Source organism: Corynebacterium lactis RW2-5, from assembly GCF_001274895.1.
Classification (GTDB): Bacteria; Actinomycetota; Actinomycetes; order Mycobacteriales; family Mycobacteriaceae; genus Corynebacterium; species Corynebacterium lactis.
Window position 1 is genome coordinate 1,867,976 of record NZ_CP006841.1, and the last position, 19,313, is coordinate 1,887,288.

At 63.6% G+C, this 19,313-nt stretch carries 18 protein-coding genes, 1 tRNA gene, 1 other RNA gene and 1 pseudogene; 7 read left to right on the forward strand and 14 right to left on the reverse strand.

Translation table 11 applies throughout. The annotated features are described in order from the left end of the window. Nucleotides 1-189: 189 nt before the first annotated feature. Nucleotides 190-612, forward strand: a complete 423-nt coding sequence (locus CLAC_RS08105; protein ID WP_053412479.1) for a DoxX family protein — start codon at nucleotides 190-192, stop codon at nucleotides 610-612. Between the two features lie 113 nt (nucleotides 613-725). Here CLAC_RS08105 and CLAC_RS08110 read toward each other — a convergent pair whose 3' ends face one another. Further along, complete coding sequence (locus CLAC_RS08110; RefSeq protein ID WP_053412480.1) at nucleotides 726-929, reverse strand: hypothetical protein; 204 nt, start codon at nucleotides 927-929, stop codon at nucleotides 726-728. 221 nt (nucleotides 930-1,150) lie between these two features. Here CLAC_RS08110 and CLAC_RS08115 point away from each other — a divergent pair, with 221 nt between their 5' ends. After that, nucleotides 1,151-2,311, forward strand: a complete 1,161-nt coding sequence (locus CLAC_RS08115; protein ID WP_053412481.1) for a galactokinase — start codon at nucleotides 1,151-1,153, stop codon at nucleotides 2,309-2,311. A 9-nt stretch (nucleotides 2,312-2,320) separates the two neighbouring features. On the opposite strand, the gene CLAC_RS08120 is transcribed toward CLAC_RS08115, so the two are convergent. The 6 genes and pseudogenes from CLAC_RS08120 to CLAC_RS08140 all read right to left on the reverse strand — a co-directional run bounded on the left by CLAC_RS08120 (nucleotide 2,321) and on the right by CLAC_RS08140 (nucleotide 8,187). Continuing rightward, nucleotides 2,321-3,769: an RNB domain-containing ribonuclease gene (locus tag CLAC_RS08120; RefSeq protein ID WP_053412482.1), complete on the reverse strand. Its 1,449-nt coding sequence runs from the start codon at nucleotides 3,767-3,769 to the stop codon at nucleotides 2,321-2,323. 16 nt (nucleotides 3,770-3,785) lie between these two features. After that, an RNA gene (gene rnpB, locus CLAC_RS12140) (RNase P RNA component class A) lies at nucleotides 3,786-4,261 on the reverse strand. A gap of 40 nt (nucleotides 4,262-4,301) precedes the next feature. Continuing rightward, nucleotides 4,302-4,982 (reverse strand): annotated as a pseudogene (locus CLAC_RS08125) (histidine phosphatase family protein); the annotation flags it as partial. 59 nt (nucleotides 4,983-5,041) lie between these two features. Further along, entirely contained in the window at nucleotides 5,042-5,782 is a 741-nt protein-coding gene (locus tag CLAC_RS08130; protein WP_053412484.1) for a zinc ribbon domain-containing protein, read from the reverse strand. A 63-nt stretch (nucleotides 5,783-5,845) separates the two neighbouring features. Then, nucleotides 5,846-7,036, reverse strand: coding sequence for a Nif3-like dinuclear metal center hexameric protein (locus CLAC_RS08135; protein ID WP_082313259.1), 1,191 nt, complete (start codon nucleotides 7,034-7,036; stop codon nucleotides 5,846-5,848). After that, complete coding sequence (locus CLAC_RS08140) at nucleotides 7,033-8,187, reverse strand: aminotransferase class I/II-fold pyridoxal phosphate-dependent enzyme (protein ID WP_082313261.1); 1,155 nt, start codon at nucleotides 8,185-8,187, stop codon at nucleotides 7,033-7,035. Before CLAC_RS08140 ends, CLAC_RS08135 begins: the two co-directional genes overlap by 4 nt. Before the next feature lie 35 nt (nucleotides 8,188-8,222). On the opposite strand from CLAC_RS08140, the gene CLAC_RS08145 reads away from it, so the two are divergent. Then, nucleotides 8,223-8,921, forward strand: a complete 699-nt coding sequence (locus tag CLAC_RS08145) for an HAD hydrolase-like protein (RefSeq protein ID WP_053412485.1) — start codon at nucleotides 8,223-8,225, stop codon at nucleotides 8,919-8,921. 76 nt (nucleotides 8,922-8,997) lie between these two features. Beyond that, nucleotides 8,998-9,507 carry a low molecular weight protein-tyrosine-phosphatase gene (locus tag CLAC_RS08150; RefSeq protein WP_053412486.1) on the forward strand — a complete coding sequence of 170 codons (510 nt, stop codon included), beginning with the start codon at nucleotides 8,998-9,000 and terminating at the stop codon, nucleotides 9,505-9,507. 26 nt (nucleotides 9,508-9,533) lie between these two features. Here CLAC_RS08150 and CLAC_RS08155 read toward each other — a convergent pair whose 3' ends face one another. Then, nucleotides 9,534-10,172: a GtrA family protein gene (locus CLAC_RS08155; RefSeq protein ID WP_082313263.1), complete on the reverse strand. Its 639-nt coding sequence runs from the start codon at nucleotides 10,170-10,172 to the stop codon at nucleotides 9,534-9,536. A 188-nt stretch (nucleotides 10,173-10,360) separates the two neighbouring features. On the opposite strand from CLAC_RS08155, the gene CLAC_RS08160 reads away from it, so the two are divergent. Continuing rightward, nucleotides 10,361-11,341 carry an SURF1 family cytochrome oxidase biogenesis protein gene (locus CLAC_RS08160; protein WP_053412487.1) on the forward strand — a complete coding sequence of 327 codons (981 nt, stop codon included), beginning with the start codon at nucleotides 10,361-10,363 and terminating at the stop codon, nucleotides 11,339-11,341. Here the strand turns inward: CLAC_RS08160 and cbiB are convergent. The 3 genes from cbiB to CLAC_RS08175 form a co-directional block, all read right to left on the reverse strand. Continuing rightward, complete coding sequence (gene cbiB / locus CLAC_RS08165) at nucleotides 11,338-12,261, reverse strand: adenosylcobinamide-phosphate synthase CbiB (RefSeq protein WP_245621842.1); 924 nt, start codon at nucleotides 12,259-12,261, stop codon at nucleotides 11,338-11,340. The genes CLAC_RS08160 and cbiB overlap by 4 nt on opposite strands. A 129-nt stretch (nucleotides 12,262-12,390) precedes the next feature. Beyond that, nucleotides 12,391-12,462: transfer RNA gene (locus CLAC_RS08170), tRNA-Val, on the reverse strand. A 98-nt stretch (nucleotides 12,463-12,560) separates the two neighbouring features. After that, entirely contained in the window at nucleotides 12,561-12,971 is a 411-nt protein-coding gene (locus CLAC_RS08175; RefSeq protein ID WP_053412489.1) for a DUF3052 family protein, read from the reverse strand. A 206-nt stretch (nucleotides 12,972-13,177) separates the two neighbouring features. On the opposite strand from CLAC_RS08175, the gene aceE reads away from it, so the two are divergent. Both aceE and CLAC_RS08185 read left to right on the forward strand, forming a co-directional pair. Continuing rightward, on the forward strand, nucleotides 13,178-15,916 hold the full coding sequence (aceE, locus tag CLAC_RS08180) for a pyruvate dehydrogenase (acetyl-transferring), homodimeric type (RefSeq protein ID WP_053412490.1): 2,739 nt from the start codon (nucleotides 13,178-13,180) through the stop codon (nucleotides 15,914-15,916). 4 nt (nucleotides 15,917-15,920) lie between these two features. Further along, nucleotides 15,921-16,271, forward strand: coding sequence for an acyl carrier protein (locus CLAC_RS08185; RefSeq protein WP_053412491.1), 351 nt, complete (start codon nucleotides 15,921-15,923; stop codon nucleotides 16,269-16,271). On the opposite strand, the gene CLAC_RS08190 is transcribed toward CLAC_RS08185, so the two are convergent. The 3 genes from CLAC_RS08190 to CLAC_RS08200 all read right to left on the reverse strand — a co-directional run bounded on the left by CLAC_RS08190 (nucleotide 16,247) and on the right by CLAC_RS08200 (nucleotide 19,304). Then, complete coding sequence (locus CLAC_RS08190; RefSeq protein WP_053412492.1) at nucleotides 16,247-16,840, reverse strand: DUF3145 family protein; 594 nt, start codon at nucleotides 16,838-16,840, stop codon at nucleotides 16,247-16,249. The genes CLAC_RS08185 and CLAC_RS08190 overlap by 25 nt on opposite strands. 208 nt (nucleotides 16,841-17,048) lie before the next feature. After that, nucleotides 17,049-17,906, reverse strand: coding sequence for a serine hydrolase domain-containing protein (locus tag CLAC_RS08195; RefSeq protein WP_053412493.1), 858 nt, complete (start codon nucleotides 17,904-17,906; stop codon nucleotides 17,049-17,051). 54 nt (nucleotides 17,907-17,960) lie between these two features. Then, nucleotides 17,961-19,304, reverse strand: coding sequence for a dicarboxylate/amino acid:cation symporter (locus tag CLAC_RS08200; protein WP_053412494.1), 1,344 nt, complete (start codon nucleotides 19,302-19,304; stop codon nucleotides 17,961-17,963). Nucleotides 19,305-19,313 lie beyond the last annotated feature (9 nt).

Consider the following 19,313-nt stretch of genomic DNA (forward strand, 5'->3'; position numbering starts at 1 on the left):
TTTACTGTTTGATCTAGACTTTTTGCAGAAGAAATGAATGGATTCCATTTTGGTGACATATCCACGTTGCCCCAGGAGCTCCACAGTTTTAAAATACGTTGCGTACTCATCAACGAAATGTGATTGGGAACCGGCCACTGAGCTGTGCGCAATCACAGTAATTCCTGTTTTAAAAGGAGCTTTACTCTCATGCCTTCTATCCTTCGCGACATTTTCGGACTTCTCGCTCGTCTCGTCATCGGCGTTGTTCTCATCGCCCACGGCTACCAGAAGTTGTTCGAAAATGGCATGGACGCCGCCGGCCAGTCTTTCGCCCAGATGGGCGTACCAGCAGCTGGTATCGCTGTGTGGATAGCGGCCCTCATCGAGCTGATTGGCGGAATCCTGATGATTCTCGGTCTCTTCCAGACGGTCGTAGGCGTTCTGATTGTTATCAACATGCTCGGCGCATTCTTTATTGTCCACATCTCCAACGGTGTCTTCGTCACGAACAACGGCTTCGAGCTCGTCCTGACCATCGCCGCGCTCGCGCTGATGATTGCCACCTTCGGCTCCGGCCGCATCGCCCTGGACAGCGTCTTCGGCAAGAACAAGGCTGCTGCCCGCGCCTAGTAGCGCTCTATAGACTTCTAGATTGCGCTAAGCAAAACGCCCTTGCTGGGAAGAATTTTCTTCTCCCGGCAAGGGCATTTTTCTTGTTCGTCTTCTCTTCGGGCCACGTCGGGCTATTTCTGCCCCTCGCCCCATTCTTCGTCTTCCTCATCCCAATCATCGGCCGCCTGATTGCGCTCTGCGACAGTCTTCAGCGCAGCACGAGCCTCAGCCTCGGTGTCGTAGGGGCCCATGCGGTCGTCCCAACCAGTGGCCTTACCCTGGAAGACCTTCCCGGTTGACGGCTGGTAGTACCACTTTCCGCTATCGTCACTCATGGTTAAAACTCCTTGTCGACTCGATATCTCACCAGTATAGAGGTTTGGCACCTGCTTGCGAGGCGAGTAACATCGACGACAATTTGAATACATCGCACCGAGCCCACGCCAGGCTTGTCGTGCGGACCGGCATGCGCCTCGCTGCTTGCCGACGGTCATCCGGTCGCCACCGCTAGTTAACTTATCTAGCGTCCTAGAACTTTTTCGTCGAGAGGTTATAGATGCCAGCCGCGCCTGCAGTAGTCAATGACGTCTTTGATGCCACCGGCCCCGGTGCCACCGTCGCCTACGCACCAGGTTCCATCGATCTGCTGGGAGAGGACTGCTCCTCCAGCGGCGGCATGCTGTTGGCAAGTGCTATTCCGGTGCACGCGGCCGTAGGTGTGGAGGAGATCGAGGAACAGAAGCTCATCGTCACCTACAAGCGGGATACGACCACGATGGATTTCCCGGATTCCGCCCCGGAAGGGTTCGGCCCAATCCCAAGTGCGGTCGCCACCGCGATTGTGGCGCTACAGCACGGCGTGCACTTGGTGCCTCGGACCAGTGGCGGCCTGAAGGTCACCATCGCCTCGACCATTGCCTCCAGCCGTGGCTTCGGGGAAATCCCCGCAATCCAGTCTGCGCTCGCTCTCGCCCTCAACGCGCGCTTCGGCGACCGCGACGACGTCCCCACCCGAGCCCGCATGGCCACCGCAATCCATGAGGCGATGACGCAGGTCAAGGACGATTCTTGGCCTCTGTACCCATACACGGTTTCCCTGCGCAGCAAGCCGGACGCCATCCTGTGCATCAACCACGCCGACGAGGCGGTCACTCAGACCACCCGGCCGCAGAGCCTCAATCTGACCGTCGCCTATTCCCCGGATATCACCGGTGGTTCGCCTACTGTGGAACGCTATAGCTTCTTCCGCGAGGCCTGCGACGCTTTCGGTGTGCCGACTCTGGCCAGTCTGCCAGAGGCGCAGGGCCGCGTCGCCGACTGGGTTCGCGCCCGCCATGAGGTTCATCCCGATGAGGAAGCCCCAACCATCGGCCGTGCCGTCCAGTGGCTTGACGACGCCGACGCCTCCTCCGACCGCGCCCGCGCTGTCATCGGGCACATTCGCCACAGCGATATCGATGCCGCCATCGCCGGTGTCGCGCGCGATATCGAGCAGCGCGACTCCGTGCCATCTGCTGGCTCTGCACTCGGCCAGATCGCATCGACCGCCGCCGAGACCGCCGAGGCCAGCGCAATCCGCTGCTCCCCCTGCCCCGGCGCGGCCCTGGTTATCTGGTCCCCCTCGGATAGCGCCGAGCCACTCCAGCACGCGCTTTCCGATGCCGGGGCCCAGGTCCTCAGAATTGCCGAGACCTCCGCTGGCGCGGTCGTCGTCTAGCGGGTGGCTCTAATCCGCGGGCCAGGCGAAGGTGACTTCGGCGGCGGCCGGATCCGCGGTGACCAGTGTGACGAGTTGGCACGTTCCCTCTTGAGGTAGGCCGGCATCGCCGCTGCCCACGCAGTTGGCGATCACCGGCGGTCGGGCGACAAAGATTTCCGCGGCGGTGGCCTTGTTGTGCAGCACCGCCGCGTCGAAGGTCGTGCCCACCCAGGGGGCCAGCACGACCGATTCGGTGAGATTCAGGCACTTGCGGTCGACTGTCGCGGCCAGCGCCCCGGAGCGTTTCATGGAGTAAGTAGCTTGATCGAGAGTGTCGGTAACCCAGCCCGGAACCTCCACGGTCTTTGTCTCGCCCCGCTCGAAGGCTGCGATGGCCAGGCAGAACTCGAGGCCGTATCGGTCAATAAGCCGACGCAGGGGCGCCGTGACGTGCGCATATACGCCACCGACGCCCGCATGAGGGGTCGGAGTGGAATTCTCTCCTCCGGTCTTAGCTAACTTCTCGTAGCCCGATCCCCGCAGCAGGCGCGATGCGTCACGCATCACGGCCATGCCCCTCGGAGTCTGCGCGTCGACCCGGGACAGGAAGCCAGCGATATCCTCAATTCGCGCCGCCGGCGCTTCGAATCCCAGGGCTTCGACCGCGACGAGAAAATCACGGATGTCCTGATCAGAGGCCGGGGCGAGCACGCGCAGCACCCCGACGCTGTGCCTGGCCATCATCTCCCCTGCGACCATGCCAGCCAACAGGGAAATCTCAGAGTTGTAGTCCATCGAGGCGGGGCGAGGATCCAGGGCCAGCTCGAAGGCGCCGTCTGAATCTCTTACAACACGCTGCGCGGGCAGCCTCAGGTTGATTGCGGCCCGGCGCTTGGAGCTGGTCTGACGAGCCCGACCGACCTCTTCCAGCAGCGCCACTGAGGGGTGCGCCGTGCCGTTGTCGAGGTCGGCCTGGACTTGCTCGTAGTCGAGCCTGGCGCGGCTGCGCACGAGCGCCGGATACACGTCGGTCTCGATGGGCTCGCCTTCCGAATCGAGCAGGATCTCCCACATCACGGCGACGCGGTCAACGTCGGGAAGCAGGCTTCCAGCTCCCTCCGAGAGTTCGGCCGGGTGGAGGCGCGAGGGGTCGTCGGGAAGGTAGATGGTCTGGCCGCGCTTTAATGACTCTGCGAAGAGGGCCGAGGCAGGGTCGATGAGCCCTCCCACGTCGGCGATAGCGTAGCGGACCAGCCAGCCCTCGCCGGGTGCCTTCTCGAGACACATCGCCTGGTCGAGATCCATGGAGCCGACCGGGTCGATGGTGACCAGCGGCACCTCGCGCATATCGCGGCGGTTCTGCCGCAAGTCGGTGACTGCGGCGGCCTCGGAGTGCAACTGGCGGGGAAAGGTCTCCGGCACGCCGCTTTCCCTGGCGACGGCGCGGAAATCGAGTTCGGCTGCGTAGAGCTTCATAGCTGGCAAGTGTAAGCGAGCGAGTCGGCCTATGAGCCGGATTCTGTTCCCCTCAAGGCCCTTTCAAGGACCCGGGGCGGTAATCATCCATCTCGGCCTGCCATTGCTGACAGCCTGAAGCAGCATACCCGCGGGCATCGGGCGGGCAGCCCTCAAACGCTCGCGCACGCACACGCCACGGCAGGCTGGGCCTGTCCGCCTCGTGCGCGCTCTTGCCTTGCTCCCGGTGGGGTTTACCTAGCCGGCGCAGTCACCTACGCCGCTGGTGCGCTCTTACCGCACCTTTTCACCCTTACCGGCGCCAAAAGCCAAAGACTTTTGGGGCCGGCGGTTTGTTTTCTGTGGCACTGTTCCCGCAGGTCACCCTGGGTTGCCGTTAGCAACCACCGCGCCCTGTGGAGTCCGGACTTTCCTCGACAGTGGCCTGGCCAATCACCCGCGCAGCGGGCGTTGACCGGTTCCTTTAGCTGCCGCGATTACCCGGCCGACTCGCTCGGCATTAGTGTACTCGGGCGAGGGGGCGTACTCACAACTAGCGCAGGTAACTGGTGTCATTAATCAGGCGGACCGATGTCGGCCCGTCCGCGTAGAACTCGGCAATCGACAGCGACGCCAGGTCCAGGTGGAGACGGGTGAAAATCTCGAAACCGCTACTAAGCCCCTGCCGCAGCAGCGCCTTGATCGGGGTTACGTGGCTGACTACCAGGATGGTCGAATCACCGTAGCGCTTTGTTATCCGGTCGCGGGCCGCGGCGACTCGGGCATCAACGGTCCGGAAGTCCTCGCCGCCGGGCGGAGCTACCGTCGGGTCCGCCAGCCACCTGCTGTGCAGTTCCGGCGTCGCCCGGTGCGCCTCGGAGAAGGTCAGCCCCTCCCAGTCGCCGAAGTCAGTCTCCCGCAGCTCGTCGTCGGTCTCGATGTCCAGGCCTAGCGCCCTTGCTGCTTCCTCCGCGGTCTGCTGCGCTCGAATCTGCGGAGAGGCGACGATGGCGGAGATGTCCCACTCCTCTGCGTCCACTCCCTGTCGAAGACGCAGAGCCGCGCGCGTCGCCTGCTGCAGCCCGAGTTCCGTCAGCTCCGGATTGGAGGCGCTGCCGGAATACTCCCGCCGAATCGACATCGGTGACTGACCGTGGCGCAGAAGTAGCAGCCGGGTCGGCGCCGTCGTGGCGCCGGTCCAGCCCGGCGCGGAGTCGCGGCTGTTGTCATCCCTGGGGTCGTCCTCGGAATTGGTGCTCAACTCATGGCCTCCCTAAACGCGTCTTTACTTCATTACTTCATGGCGACCGCGAGCGTCGCCGGGCGCACCAGCATCGCGCCGCACTCGGGGCAGAAGGTGACCTGATCGGCCGGCAGGGCGTCGAAATCGTGCAGCGTACCGACATCCAGCTCCATGAAGCACGAGCCACAGGTGCGCCCGTCGATTTTCGCGACCGGGATCCCGTTCGCCTGCGAAAGCTTGCCATAGAGCTTCGCCGCGTCGCCCTCGAGCGCCGAGATGCGCTCCTGAAGCTTCGTCTCGGCGACAGCGATCCGAGCTCGGATGTCCCGCTCCGCGCCTGCCAGGCGTTCCCGGGCCTCGGCGATATCCTTGTTCGCCTCCTCCGCTCCGACGGAGCGCTGCGCGTCGGCTGCGTAGGCCTGCTGCATCTTCTTGTACTCTTCGAGCTTGCGCTCGGTTCGGAGGCGCCTGCGCCGGGTCGACTCCATGTCACGCTGGAGCTCGCGGCGTTCGAACTTGTCCTCCACTGCGCCGAGGGATAGTCGGTCGGCCTTCTCCCTGGCAATGAGCTTCGAGATGTCCGACTGGAGCTTGGCGATATCGCGGCCCAGGTCGGCCGCGTTGAGCTTGGAGCGCGCCCCGCCGGTTAACTCTCGGCGCAGGCTGCCCTCCAATCGGTCCAGCTCGGCCTTTTCCGGCAGGCACGCGGCGCGTGCAATCAGCCCGTCGAGCCGGGTCTGTTCCTGCGCTGCCTCTAGCATCGCGGCCTGCTGCCTCGGACTCATCTTCATGGTTTAAAGCATCCTCACACTTGCTTCGTATGCTGTGGTTTTTACGCTCGCTGGCACTGGCGGCTACGACGCCGCCACCGTCCACGGGTCGGTACGAATCTCAATGACGTGCGTCGGCACGCCCAGCTTTTCCCGTAGCATGATGGCCGCCTGGTAGCACCAGGGGAATTCACTGGCCCAATGTGCGGTGTCTACGATGCAGAAATCCGCAGCTCGCAGAGTCTCATCGACCGGGTGGTGGCGCAGATCGGAAGTCACGAACGCGTCGACGCCGAGCTTTCCGACGATATCGAGGAAGGAATCCCCCGCACCGGAGGCCACGGCCACTTTGCGGATTATCCGGTCCGGGTCGCCCGCACCGCGCACGCCCCACTCGGTGGTGGGCAGTCGCTCAGCGACCCGCGCGACGAAGTCCTTAAACGGCATCGGAGTATCCAGCTCGCCGACGCGGCCAATTCCGACGGCCTTCTCCGGATCCAGGCCGGTGGCCTCGTTGCTGACGATGTCGAAGGCCGGCTCCTCGTAGGGGTGCGCGTCCTTAAGCGCCTCGATCACTGCGGAGCGTGCGGCCCGGGGCGCCACCATCTCCAGGCGTGCCTCCTCTACCTTCTCCACCTCACCGACGGTGCCGATGAACGGCTTCGCGCTACCGAGCGGCCGAAACTGCCCCTGGCCGTCCAGCCGGAACGCGCACTTATCGTACGCACCTATTGTGCCGGCTCCGGCCTCGAACATCGCCTCGGCCACGGCATCGACGTGTTCCCTCGGAACCTTGACGGTCCACGTGTCCAGCCCCGGAGCCGGCTGTGGCGCCAGGGGTGCTCCCGGATGCACGCCAAGAATCGTCGCGAGCTGGTCGTTGACCCCCGGGCGCGCCGAGTCCGCGTTAGTGTGGGCCGCAAACAGCGCAACCCCGGCGCGAATCAGCTTGTGCAAAATGCGCCCCTTCGGCGTGTCCGCGGCCACGGAATTGACCCCTCGCAGCAGCAGCGGATGGTGGACCACGAGCATCTGGGCGCCGTCCGCAATCGCCTGGTCTGCGACCTCGTCCGTGCACTCCAGGGCCAGAGCGATTTTCTCCACCGGGTCCTTCGGATCGCCGCAGACCAGACCGACTTTGTCCCAACTCTCGGCTAGCGCGGGCGGGTACGCCGCATCCATCGCTGCACGCACATCGCTCACAGTTACAGAGTCCACGGCTGCAGCACCGCCAGTCTGAGCCTCCGAGGTGGCTTCCACATCCTTGCTAGTCATCTGTTGGAACCTTCCTCCCATTTTCCGCTGTACTTCTCTATCCCAGCGTAGTGAACTTGCTCCACCGCTTCGATGAGCTGACGCACGTAGTCCCGGTCGCGCACCGCCAGGCGCCACCATCGCGAATCCAGCCCGCGGAAAGTGTCGCACCGCCGCACCGCAATCCCCCTCTCCGCCAGGGCTTTCCTCATCCACTCCCGCTTGCCGACGCCCTCTTCATCTTCCCCGCGATTACCCAGCGGGGCCTTTGCCAGGATGAAGGGTGCCGCAGACGGCATGACGGCCCATCCCGCGTTGGACAGATCCCGCTCCATCTGGCCGCGCTGGGAGGCAATCTCGGCGCGGATTGCCGGTAGAAGCTGCCCACTGCGCCGCGCAATTTCCAGCATTGCCCGCAGCTGCAGCGTGCCCAGCGGCCAATGCGGCCGGAGGCGCCCCAGGCGCTCCAGAAGTTCCGGGCTGCCCAGCGCGTAACCGCAGCGCAGGCCCGCAATTGCCCAGGTCTTAGTCATGCTGCGGAAAACAATGACGTTGTCCGGGAAGGGGCTGACCGTCGAAGCGTCTGCAAGCGAGGCCTCTGCCGCCGCCTGTCCATCGACAACATCCATGAAGGCCTCATCGACGACGAGAATCTCCGCGCTGCGGGACAACTCCAGCAGCGCCTCCGCCGAGTGCAGGACGCCGGTGGGGTTGGTGGGATTACCGACAATGGCCATCCGCCCCGCCAGCCGCGAGGCCAGGCCGGAATGCGCGGCGGGGCGGGCGTCGGCAAGCGGAGAGTCCAGGGCGAAAGGCGCCTGCAGGGCCAGTGTTTCGCACTCGGAGCCGGCCGCGAGGAAGGCGGCTTCGGGCTCGGTGAACTGCGGCGCGATGATAGTCGCGGGCAGGCCGAGGCTTGGCAGGAGGCTGAATCCCTCGGCGACTCCGTGCAGGAGCAGCACCTCCGCCGGGCTACGGCCGTGAATCCGCGCGATTTCGGAACGGACCTCGTTGGCGAGTTCCTCGTCGGGATAGGCGGCGAGCTCGTCCACGCCGCCGATGACGGCCTCTTTGAGCCAGTCGGGTGTTTCACCGTGGACATTGACCGCGAAGTCCAGGCGCGCGCCCCGGGCGGCGCGATCGCCGTGGTAACGCAGCAAGTTGTTGAACATGTCCTCCAGCCTAGAGTGCTTTTAGGATGAGGATTATGTCCCAGGCCCGATCGACCACTTCGTCATTTCCGCCCACCGTGCTCATCGATGTCGACGGCACCATCGCCGACTCCCTGCCCGCGATTATCGAGGGTTTCAAGGTTGCCATGCGCGCGATCGACCACCCAATCCCGGGCGAGGCGTTCCTCCGCCGGATTCCGGGACCGCCCATGGTGGAAACGCTCGCGTCCTTGGGCCTGCCCCCTGCGCAGGTCGACGAGGCATTTACCGCATACATGGACCACCAGCGCGGTGGCGGGTGGGCTGGCGCGACGATGTTCCCCGGCTGGCCCGAGCTGCTGCGGCGCTGGCGTGACGACGGTCTGCGGCTCGCTACAGCGACATCCAAGGGCGAATACTTCGCCCGCAAGACGTTGGAGAGGTTTGGGCTCGAGGACGCCTTCGACTTCATCGGCGCGGCAGACGATGACGGCGACCGGCGCACCAAAATTGATGTGATTCGGTACACGCTCGATCAACTGGGTATCCCTACCGCACCGGAGCAGCGGTCCGCGGGCAGCGTGGTCATGATTGGCGACCGCACCCACGACTTTTCCGGTGCCGCTCTGTTCGGAATACCCTCCGTCGCTGTCGAATGGGGCTACGGCTCGGCCCAGGAAATCGCGGAGGCCGATGGCAGCGCCGCCGACCCGGAGGAGCTGGATTTTACTATCCGCCGGATGCTGTATCTTTAATTCTCGTTGTCCTTTGAGGATTCGGCCGTTGCCGAGTCCCCGCACGCATATTCTTCGAGAGCTGGTTTGTAAACCTATGCCTTTTTCTTCGTCGCTCCGGACGGAAACGGTCTACGTAGTCTTCGTCTGCTCCGGAAATATCTGCCGCTCCCCCATGGCGGAAATCATCCTCCGCGATGCCGTCGAGAACGCAGGCCTCGACTCGGACGTGCTCCTCGGCTCGTGCGGCATCGGCGGCTGGCACGTCGGCGAGTCCGCCGACCCGCGCGCCCAGAAGGAGCTGGTCCGCGCAGGCTACGACCCGACGCACACCGCGGCGCAGCTGGGCAAGGAGCACTCGGACGCGACACTGTTTATCGCCATGGATTCCAGCCACGTCCAGGGGCTCAAGCACGCCGGAATCCCGAAGGAGCGCATCCGCCTGCTGCGTTCTTTCGATCCGAAGTCGCCGAAGGGTGCCGAGGTCGCTGATCCGTACTACGGGGGACGCGACGGATTCGTGCGTACCCGCGAGGAGATCGAGGCCGCGGCCGACGGCATCGTGGCGTGGATCAGGGAAACCCTGGCCCTCGCCTCGGACCGATAGGGCCCGAGCAGCTAACGCTAGGGCGGTTAGGGTTCGAGCACAATCTTTTCGCGGTGGTTGCCCTTAATCCGGAAAGTCCAGAGCTTGTTGATTACAAAGTTGGCGGGCGTGCCCAGCAAAACGCCGATAAGGTTCGCCCAGTAGAAGCGGTTACGCAGGCCGGTGGAATCGTCGAAGATGCTCTCCGGCAGCGCCAGAGGCGAGGTCGGGTTAGTCAGCACCGTGATGACGATGAGGCTGACAATCAGGCTGGATATGCCCGCGAAGAGGAACGGGAAGAATTGGCGGAACCAGTTCGGGCGGTGCTCGGTGCGGAAGGTCCACGAACGATTTAGCTGGAAGTTCCAGATGTTGGCGACGACAAACGCCAGCGTCGCATAGACGTGCGAGTACCGGATATTCCACCGGGTTCCCAGCAGGTTGAGGAATACGTCGTGCTCGTTGGTATCGAGCGAAAGCCCCATTTTGCGGGCAGCAATCACCACGATGAGATTGACGATTACACCTGTGCCGCCGACCAGACCAAACTTGAAGAACTGCCGCGCTACCGTGCCATAGCGCTGTTTGGGGGCGGCCTTCGAGGCATCGGTGGGCTGTTCAGCCGAGTCGGACGGGACAGAACCCTGCGGCAACGAAGCCGCCCCCTCACCCGCAGACTTGCCCATAGCGGCACCCACCTTTCACGCCTTTTCCAACCATGCGCGCAGCTGCCGTACGGCAGTAATTTCTTTCTGTAGCGCCTGAGTGATTTTACCCGAAGTTCACTTTCGCGCTGTCCTGCCCGCTCGGAGATTTCGCTCACGGAGCGGTGCCCTCGGGTAGGCGCGAGTTTGCCCGAGTAAGCTGAGTATCCGTGTTGAAGAATGTGCGCCAATTCCTGACCCCGGGGTGGGTTCTCACCGCCGTGGTCGCCATCGCCTTCTCCTACCTCGCATTCACTGTCCTAGCCCCGTGGCAACTGGGCAAGAATACCGCCACGAAGCACCGCAATGAGCAGCTGCAGCACTCCTTCGAGGTCGAGCCGGTCGATGTCAACGAGCTGATGCCTAAGGGCGAGGGGTTCGACGAGGGAAACGAATGGCGCAGGGTCACCGCCCGGGGCCACTTCATTCCAGATACGCGGGTGCTCCTGCGCAACCGCCCCGTCAATGGAGCCCCCGCAGTTCAGGTCCTCGACATTTTTGCCGCAAGTAACGGGCAAAACTACCTGATCAACCGAGGTTTCGTGCGCCCCGCGGGCAGCAAGACCCCAACGGTGGATTCAGCTCCCTCCGGCACCATGACCATTTCGGGCTACATCCGCCGCAACGAGCTGACCCCTGTCACGCCTCCGATTAAGGAGGTCCCGCCGCAGGTCTACGGCATCAACATCGCTGAGGTCGAGGGCCTTACCGGAAAGAAGCTCAACCCCGACTGGATCCAGCTGTCGGAGAACTCCGATGCCGTCATCGAAGCCATCCCGCTGCCACCCCTCGAAAGTGGCCCTTACCTCTCCTACGGCATCCAGTGGATTTTCTTCGGCGCGATGGCGCCGCTCGCCCTGATCTGGTTCATCCGCGCCGAGATAGTCGAACGCCGCCGTGACCGCGAGGAACAGGCGGAGATGGAGAAGAATCTGGCCGACGCGCAGGCGGCCGAACCCCTAACTGAAAACGCCGAAGATACCGCCCCGGTCGTTTCCGAAAATGAGGCGCTACCACTAGGCCAGGAGGAGACGAAGGCCGCCGAGGACGAAGCCGAGCGGCTACACCGCGAGCGACTCGCCAAGCGCTACGGAAACTCGGGGCACCGAGCCGCGGGCTTCCGTGACAACCGCTACGACGAGCGCTTCTAGGCCGCGGCCACCAACAGCCCCGCGATGCACAGGCCTAGGACGAGCTCCTGCACCGCGCCGCTGAGCCACACCGCCCTGCGCACGTCCGGAACCGTCGGCTCTGCTCCCCGACCGAGCACCGGGCGCATCTCCACCCCGCTCGGGTACACGGTCGCACCGCCCAGCTGCAGCCCCAACGCGCCCGCGGCGCTGGCCTCTACGACTCCCGCATTCGGGCTCGGATGTGCCGCCGCATCCCGCCTCCACGCCGCAATCGCTTCACGACGATTCGGCGCTGCCAAAACCGTTGCCACCGCAGTCAATCGGGCCGGGAGGAACCCGGCGACGTCGTCAAGCCTGGCGGAAGCCCATCCGAAGCGGCGGTAGCGATCATTGCGATAGCCGACCATCGCGTCGAGCGTGTTGATAGCGCGGTGGGCGACCACTCCGGGCGCGCCGGCGAGCGCTCCCCACAGCAGGGTCCCGCTGACGGCGTCGGAGGTGTTCTCCGCGAGGGACTCCACGGTGGCGCGGGCGATTCCGTCGACATCGAGAGCCTCGGGATCGCGAGAACAGAGCCAAGAGACCAGGCCACGAGCGGATTCCACATCGCCTGAATCCAAGCGATCGGCCATCTTGGCGCCGGTGCGCTGCAGCGTCGTCCCCCCGAGGCTCGCCCAGGTGGCAAGCGCGAGGGAGAGATTCGGGGCGAAGCGCGTGGCGATGCCCACAGCGACGACGGGCGCCGCAACGGCGATACCGGTAAAGGTTACGCCACGGGCTTTGGAGTCGGCGTACATCCGTTCGATGAGGCGACTGACCGCAGTGCCGTAGACTGCGACCGGGTGGTGAGACTGTGGGTCGGCGAAGATGCGGTCGGCGGTGAACCCCACAGCCAGTGCCGTCGCCCGGCATAGGTATTTGCCCCGTTTCGTGGACATCAAGGTATGCAGTGCGGCCCCTGTTTGCACGTGTCACCCCTTAAGAATCGGCCGGTCAAGGTCGGTTGTTGTGGAACATAAGAAAAACCCGCCCGGCGCATTCAGTGCAACCGGGCGGGTGTTAACGCGTGCGGCGAGAGGGTTTCGAACCCCCGACCGCTGGTGTGTAAAACCAGAGCTCTACCGCTGAGCTATCGCCGCGCTGTGGAAGAATTTAACACAGTCTTTTCCGAAAGTGCTAATTGGCCTCACGTAAAAGAAACGGGGCCCAACTGGGCCCCACCTTTTAGCGGCGGTTATTAGTGACCGCGCTGCACGAGGCAGTTGCCCTGCCAGGAACCGAGCCGAATTGCAGAGGTACCGGTCAGGCCTGCGAGCTGAGCGGATTCATCGATAACACCGGGGTCAACCGCTCCCGACTGGCCAGTGCCCGGGGTCAGCAGCCAGATTCGGGCATCCTCGCCCATCGGGCGGGAGGCGTCGACGAGGCCGTCGACCAAGTCGCCGTCGTCATCACGCCACCACAGCAGCACTACATCGACAACCTCATCCGTATCTTCATCCAGGAGGTCATCATCCAGGAAGTTTTCGACGGCCTCGCTAATCGCGGTGTCACAGTCATCGTCCCAACCGACTTCCTGCACCAGCTGGCCCTTCTTGATGCCGAGCTTCTCCGCGTAGTCACGGACAGCGCCTGTGGCGTTGACCACTTCCTTTTGCCTCCTTGTGAAGAATTTTCAAGCTTTGTCGTAAAAGTTTAGCGCCCAAACGCTCTGCGCACAGCACCATGTTCAACATATTCCCCAATTTGGTGCATATTCTGGCGTTTTCTTCGCGTCGGACACTGATGGCCAATCGGACGTAAAGTGGTAGGAAGTAACTTTGCCTTTCCTCAATACAGAAAGGACCTAACTCCATGTCAGGTACGCCACAAGCCCATTCTGATGAATCCAACTTTGCCCTCATTCGTGACGGTGTCGCGTCCTACCTCAACGACGCAGACCCGGAGGAGACCCGGGAGTGGCTCGAGTCACTCGACGGCCTGCTGGAGGAAACCGGCCCGGACCGCGCTCGCTTCCTCATGCTGCGCCTGCTGGAGCGCGCAACTGCCAAGCGCGTCGCGCTCCCGCCGCTGACTTCGACGGACCACGTCAACACCATCCCCACTGAGCTGGAGCCTGAGTTCCCCGGTGACGAGGACATCGAGTGGCGCTACCGCAAGTGGATCCGCTGGAACGCCGCAATCATGGTTCACCGCGCACAGCGTCCGGGTATCGGCGTCGGCGGACACATCTCCACCTACGCGGGTGCCGCTCCCCTGTATGAGGTCGGCTTCAACCACTTCTTCCGCGGCAAGGATCATCCGGGCGGCGGCGACCAGGTCTTCTTCCAGGGCCACGCCTCGCCGGGCATGTACGCCCGCGCTTTCCTCGAGGGCCGCCTGACTGAGGAGGACCTCGACGGCTTCCGCCAGGAGGTCTCACGCGGCAAGGGCAAGGGTCTGCCCTCCTACCCGCACCCGCATGGCATGTCCGATTTCTGGGAGTTCCCGACCGTCTCCATGGGCCTTGGCCCGCTGGATGCGATTTACCAGGCGCGCTTCAACCGCTACCTCCACGACCGTGGCATCAAGGACACCTCGCAGCAGCATGTGTGGGCATTCCTGGGCGACGGCGAGATGGACGAGCCGGAGGCACGCGGCGCCATTCAGCACGCTGCGCTGAATAACCTGGACAACCTGACCTTCGTGGTCAACTGCAACCTGCAGCGCCTCGACGGCCCGGTTCGCGGCAACACCCGAATCATCGCGGAGCTGGAATCCTTCTTCCGCGGCGCCGGCTGGAATGTCATCAAGGTCGTCTGGGGCCGCGAGTGGGACGAGCTCTTCGCCAAGGATGAGGACGGCGCCCTGGTCAATCTGATGAACAGCTTCACCGACGGTGACTACCAGACGCTGAAGGCTAACGACGGCGCATGGGTCCGCGAGCACTTCTTCGGTCGCGACCCGCGCACCGCAAAGCTCGTCGAGAACATGACCGATGAGGAGATTTGGAACCTGCGTCGCGGCGGCCACGACTACCGCAAGATTTACGCGGCATACGCAAAGGCGCTGGAGACCAAGGACCAGCCGACTGTCATCCTGGCGCACACCATTAAGGGCTACGGCCTGGGCCACAACTTCGAGGGCCGCAACGCAACCCACCAGATGAAGAAGCTTTCTCTGGATGATTTGAAGCTCTTCCGCGACAACCAGCGCATTCCGATCACGGATGAGCAGCTCGAGGCGGATCCGTACCTGCCGCCGTACTACAACCCCGGTCCGGATGCGCCGGAGATTAAGTACATGAAGGAACGCCGCAAGGAGCTCGGCGGATTCCTGCCCGAGCGCCGCAGCAGTTACGAGCCTCTGGTTGTCCCGCCGGTGGAGACGATTAAGTCGGTGCTGAAGGGCTCCGGCAAGCAGAAAGTCGCCACCACTATGGCAACCGTGCGCATCTTCAAGGATCTCATGCGCGATAAGGGTCTGAAGGACCGTTTCGTCCCGATTATCCCGGACGAGGCCCGCACCTTCGGCATGGACTCCTGGTTCCCAACGCTGAAGATTTACAATCCGCACGGACAGAAGTACACCCCCGTCGACCACGAACTGATGCTCTCCTACAAGGAGTCGACGGACGGACAGATTCTGCACGAGGGCATCTCCGAGGCGGGCTCCGTCGGTTCCTTCATGGCGGCTGGCTCGTCCTACGCCACCCATGGTGTCGCGATGATTCCGCTGTACATCTTCTACGCAATGTTCGGTTTCCAGCGCACCGGCGATTCCATCTGGGCTGCCGCAGACCAAATGTCGCGTGGTTTCCTCCTCGGAGCCACCGCTGGCCGCACTACCCTGACCGGAGAAGGCCTGCAGCACATGGACGGCCACTCGCACCTGCTGGCCGCAACCAATCCGGCTGTTGTGTCCTACGACCCGGCATTCGCCTACGAAATTGCCTACATCATCCGCGAGGGCATTGACCGCATGTACGGCGAGGGGCGTGGAGAAAATGTCATCTACTACCTGACCATCTACAACGAGCCGACTGCTCAGCCTGCCGTGCCGGAGGACCTCGATGTCGAGGGACTATTGAAAGGTATCTACCGCTACCGCAAGGCCGAGGGCGATAAGCACGTCAACCTGATGGCTTCGGGGATCGGCATGCAAGAGGCTCTGCGCGCTGCCGATATCCTAGAGGGCTACGGCGTTGCGGCATCGATTTACTCGGTGACCTCATGGAACGAGTTGGCCCGCGACGGTCTCGCCCGCGAGACTGAGCAGCTGCACAACCCGACCGCCGAGGTCGAGGAGCCGTTCCTGGCTCGCCAGCTCGCCGATGCCGAGGGCCCGTTCATCGCGGCCTCCGACTTCCAGCGCGCGATTCCTGAGCAGATCCGCAAATGGGTCCCGGGTGACTACACGGTGCTCGGCACCGATGGTTTCGGCTTCGCTGATACCCGCCCGGCAGCCCGCCGCTTCTTCAACTCCGACGGTGAGTCCATCGCGGTAGCGGCGCTCGCTGCCCTCGCCCGCGAGGGCAAGCTCGACATGGAGGTCGCGCAGCAGGCGGCAGACGAATTGAAGATCACCGATCCGACCGCAACTTTCCAGGGATAGGGCGATGACATCCAGTCTCGGAGATCAGCTCAGTGCCCTGCTCGGCGGCGATACCCTCGGGCCCGCCGGCCCTGATCAGGGCCGAGGTAAGAGCAAGGGCGAAATCCACGACGAGTCTCTACCGGACGGTGTCCACGGCGAGGTCGCGGCAATCATCAAGAAGATGGCGGTTGACGAGGTGAAATCCCTCGGACTTTCCACTCCGCTGGCCGACTACGGCTTCGACCGCCTTACGGTTGTGGAGCTCGCCATCCGCTGCGAGCAGGAACTCGGAGTGCGAATCGAGGACGAGGACATCGCATCCTTCGTCAAGCTCGGCGATGTCGTCGACTACATCGCCGCCCGGCGCGGATAAAACTGCACCACGTTGGCGCCCCCTGCGGTAACTTCACCGAGGGGTGGCGCCATTTCGCTTTCCGACGCTTCGCCCTCCACGGGCTCGAACCCCGCGGTGGCGAGCCGCATTGGTTCCAGTACGCGGTCCCAGGGCCCGGCGATGGCCGAGTCAATAGCGTCCGCAATGTCCCCACCTTGGGCGGCGATGTTGCGCAGGGCGTCCTCGCCTACCACGATGTTTCCCGCAGCGTCGGTCTGCCCTGCAAAGGTGCCGAGCTCGGGGGTGTGGCAGTAACGCATACCGTCGACGGCCATGCCGGCATCGTCGACGGTGGGATCCTGAGCCAGTTCGAAATACAGGTGCGGCCAGCGGCTGAGGTTATCAACCAGAGACGTAACCGCCTCCGCGTCGGCAACGAAGGGCACCTCGGCACAGAGACTCGATCCTGTGCGGAGGCTACGCCAGATACCCCGACCGGGCTTGGTGCCGTCGGGCATGCTGAGCCGGGCCAGTGCCCACGTGATGTGCTGCTGCAAAGGCCCTGGCATGCTGTGAATCCACAGCGTGCCTGTGTGTGTCAGTCGCATAAACGTTCAGGGTCCTCGGTACGTGTTCTGTGCGGTCGGTGGGTGTTAAGACGAGGTTCGTCTTCCCCTACGAACTCATCCAACGACGTATCCCAGTGAAGGTCAGAACATCAAACTACTGAGGCGTGCGTTACGCGTGTTTACGATTGTGATGCTTGCACCGAGCCCCGAGCAACCCTCAAGTAGGGCTTAATCCCCCGGATGTGATTTAGCGGGCCGCTAGCTCCTGCCACAACTCGGAGTTGAAGTCGGCCCACAAAGGCTTCGCCCAGTCACCGAAGGGGCGATCGGTCAGGGCGATGGCGGCCCGCCCGGTTGGGCGGTGCAGCCACAGGAAGGTTCCGGCCTGGCCGAAGTGTCCGACCACGTCCGCCGGCATCGAGGAGCCGAACCACAGCCCCTGCTTAGAATCCGGGTGACCGTAGACCTCAAAACCCAGACCCCAGTCAGCGGGTCGCTGCATGCCGTAACCGGGCACGACACCGTTCAGGCCCGGGAACTGCACTGTCAAAGCTTCGTCGACGGTATCCGGGTGTAACAGCGACGGTGAGAACACCTCGTCGACGAACGCCATCAAGTCGCGAACACTGCTGCGCGCCCCGTGGCCCGCCGAGCCCTTAAGCGCCGACGCATCCATCCCGAGCGGCTCGAAAACGGCCTCGCGGAGATAGTCCGCGAACGGCATTTCTGCCTCCTGCTCTACCGCGTCGGCGACAATATCGAAGCCAGCCGAGGAATACACCCGCCTCGTTCCGGGCTCGCGCTCTGGCTCACGGCTGTCGAAACCGACTCCGCCGGCGTGCGCGAGGAGGTGGCGGACGGTGGCGCCATCGCCGTCGGAAAGCGGAGGCAAGAGCTGCTGGTCTAGCTCGATGGCACCTTCCTCGACAGCCACCAGAATCCCGACGGCGGCGAGCAGCTTGGTGACGCTCGCGAGGTCAAAGACGCGGTCAATCTCGCCGTGGGTGGTCCAGGTTCCGTCGCCCATGCGCGCAGCGGCGGCAACGTGATCGACCGGCCAGTCGTCCACCTGGGTAAGCGTAGAGGGAGTCCACAAAGCAGTCATGCCCCCAGACTACGCAAAGGAATTCTGGGGGGCATGAGCTGGCAAGGCCAGGCGCTAGGCGCGGGCCAGTACGGGGGCCTCCTCGACCGTATTGTCGTCGTCGGCGGAGAGGTCTGCGTTCGCGTTTGCGTCCCACTCCTCCTTAGACCAGATCCCGGCGCGCTTGGCGACGACCAGCGGAACCACTGCCTGACCGGTGACGTTGACCGCGGTGCGACCCATATCCAGGATTGGGTCGACGGCCAGCAGCAGGCCGACGCCGGCGAGCGGAAGGCCCAGGGTGGACAGAGTCAGCGTAAGCATGACGGTCGCGCCCGTGGTGCCGGCGGTAGCAGCGGAGCCAATGACGGATACGAAGATAATCAGCAGGTAATCGGTGAAGCCCAGCGGGACCCCGTAGAACTGCGAGACGAAAATTGCGGCGATGGCCGGGTAGATTGCGGCGCAACCGTCCATCTTCGTGGTCGAACCCAGCGGAACTGCGAAGGAGGCGTACTCATCCGGAACTCCCAGGCGGCGCGACACGACGCGCTCAGTGACGGGCATGACGCCCATCGAAGAGCGGGTGACGAATCCCAGCGAGGTAACCGGCCAGACGCGGCGGAAGAAGTCGACTGGGCTAACGCCGTGCAGCTTAAGCACCACCGGGTAGACAACCGCAATGACGAGGAAGAGGCCGACGTAGATTGCGATGGCGAACTTGCCGAGGCTACCGAGGGCCTCCCAGCCGTATTCCGCGACGGCGTGTCCAATCAGGGCCGCGGTGCCAACCGGGGCCAGGCGGATGACCCACCAGAGGACCTTCTGAATAATCGTCAGCAGCGAGCCGGAAAACTCGATGAAGGGCTCAGCCTTACGGCCGACTTTCACCGCCGCGATGCCCAGAACAATCGCGATGACCAGCAGCTGCAGGACATTGAAGTTTGGAGTTGCCGACAGGGTGCCGTCAGACTCGCTGACCTTCACGCCGAGCCCCAGGATGTTCTGCGGGACGATGCCCTGCAGGAATGCCCACCAGGACCCGACCGTGGAGGGCTCCTTGGCGCTGGCTGCATCGACGGTGGAGTTGGCGCCCGGCTGGAAAATCAGGCCAAGGCCGATACCGATGACGACCGAGGCGAAAGCCGTGATGGCGAACCACACCAGGGTCGAGATTGCCAGCTTCGCGGCGCCCGCGACCTTGCGCAGGTTAGCGATCGAGACGATAACCGCGGTGACCACCAGCGGCGGGATCAGAAGCTTCAGCAGCGTGACGTAGGTGCTGCCGACTTCATCCAGGGCAATCCGCAACCCGGATTCCTCACCGGTGCCGCGGGCGATGAAGCCCAGGATGAGGCCGATAATCAGGCCGTAGATAACTTGGGCGCCAAACCCGGTCGCCCATTTGAATTTGCTCACTTTTCCTCC

What these genes read in the sequence shown, in the direction of transcription:
- CLAC_RS08105 (WP_053412479.1), top strand. Translation starts at nt 190, where the DNA reads ATGCCTTCTATCCTTCGCGACATTTTCGGACTTCTCGCTCGTCTCGTC.
- CLAC_RS08110 (WP_053412480.1), bottom strand. Translation starts at nt 929, where the DNA reads ATGAGTGACGATAGCGGAAAGTGGTACTACCAGCCGTCAACCGGGAAG.
- CLAC_RS08115 (WP_053412481.1), top strand. Translation starts at nt 1,151, where the DNA reads ATGCCAGCCGCGCCTGCAGTAGTCAATGACGTCTTTGATGCCACCGGC.
- CLAC_RS08120 (WP_053412482.1), bottom strand. Translation starts at nt 3,769, where the DNA reads ATGAAGCTCTACGCAGCCGAACTCGATTTCCGCGCCGTCGCCAGGGAA.
- CLAC_RS08130 (WP_053412484.1), bottom strand. Translation starts at nt 5,782, where the DNA reads ATGAAGATGAGTCCGAGGCAGCAGGCCGCGATGCTAGAGGCAGCGCAG.
- CLAC_RS08135 (WP_082313259.1), bottom strand. Translation starts at nt 7,036, where the DNA reads ATGACTAGCAAGGATGTGGAAGCCACCTCGGAGGCTCAGACTGGCGGT.
- CLAC_RS08140 (WP_082313261.1), bottom strand. Translation starts at nt 8,187, where the DNA reads ATGTTCAACAACTTGCTGCGTTACCACGGCGATCGCGCCGCCCGGGGC.
- CLAC_RS08145 (WP_053412485.1), top strand. Translation starts at nt 8,223, where the DNA reads ATGTCCCAGGCCCGATCGACCACTTCGTCATTTCCGCCCACCGTGCTC.
- CLAC_RS08150 (WP_053412486.1), top strand. Translation starts at nt 8,998, where the DNA reads ATGCCTTTTTCTTCGTCGCTCCGGACGGAAACGGTCTACGTAGTCTTC.
- CLAC_RS08155 (WP_082313263.1), bottom strand. Translation starts at nt 10,172, where the DNA reads ATGGGCAAGTCTGCGGGTGAGGGGGCGGCTTCGTTGCCGCAGGGTTCT.
- cbiB (WP_245621842.1), bottom strand. Translation starts at nt 12,261, where the DNA reads ATGTCCACGAAACGGGGCAAATACCTATGCCGGGCGACGGCACTGGCT.
- aceE (WP_053412490.1), top strand. Translation starts at nt 13,178, where the DNA reads ATGTCAGGTACGCCACAAGCCCATTCTGATGAATCCAACTTTGCCCTC.
- CLAC_RS08185 (WP_053412491.1), top strand. Translation starts at nt 15,921, where the DNA reads ATGACATCCAGTCTCGGAGATCAGCTCAGTGCCCTGCTCGGCGGCGAT.
- CLAC_RS08190 (WP_053412492.1), bottom strand. Translation starts at nt 16,840, where the DNA reads ATGCGACTGACACACACAGGCACGCTGTGGATTCACAGCATGCCAGGG.
- CLAC_RS08195 (WP_053412493.1), bottom strand. Translation starts at nt 17,906, where the DNA reads ATGACTGCTTTGTGGACTCCCTCTACGCTTACCCAGGTGGACGACTGG.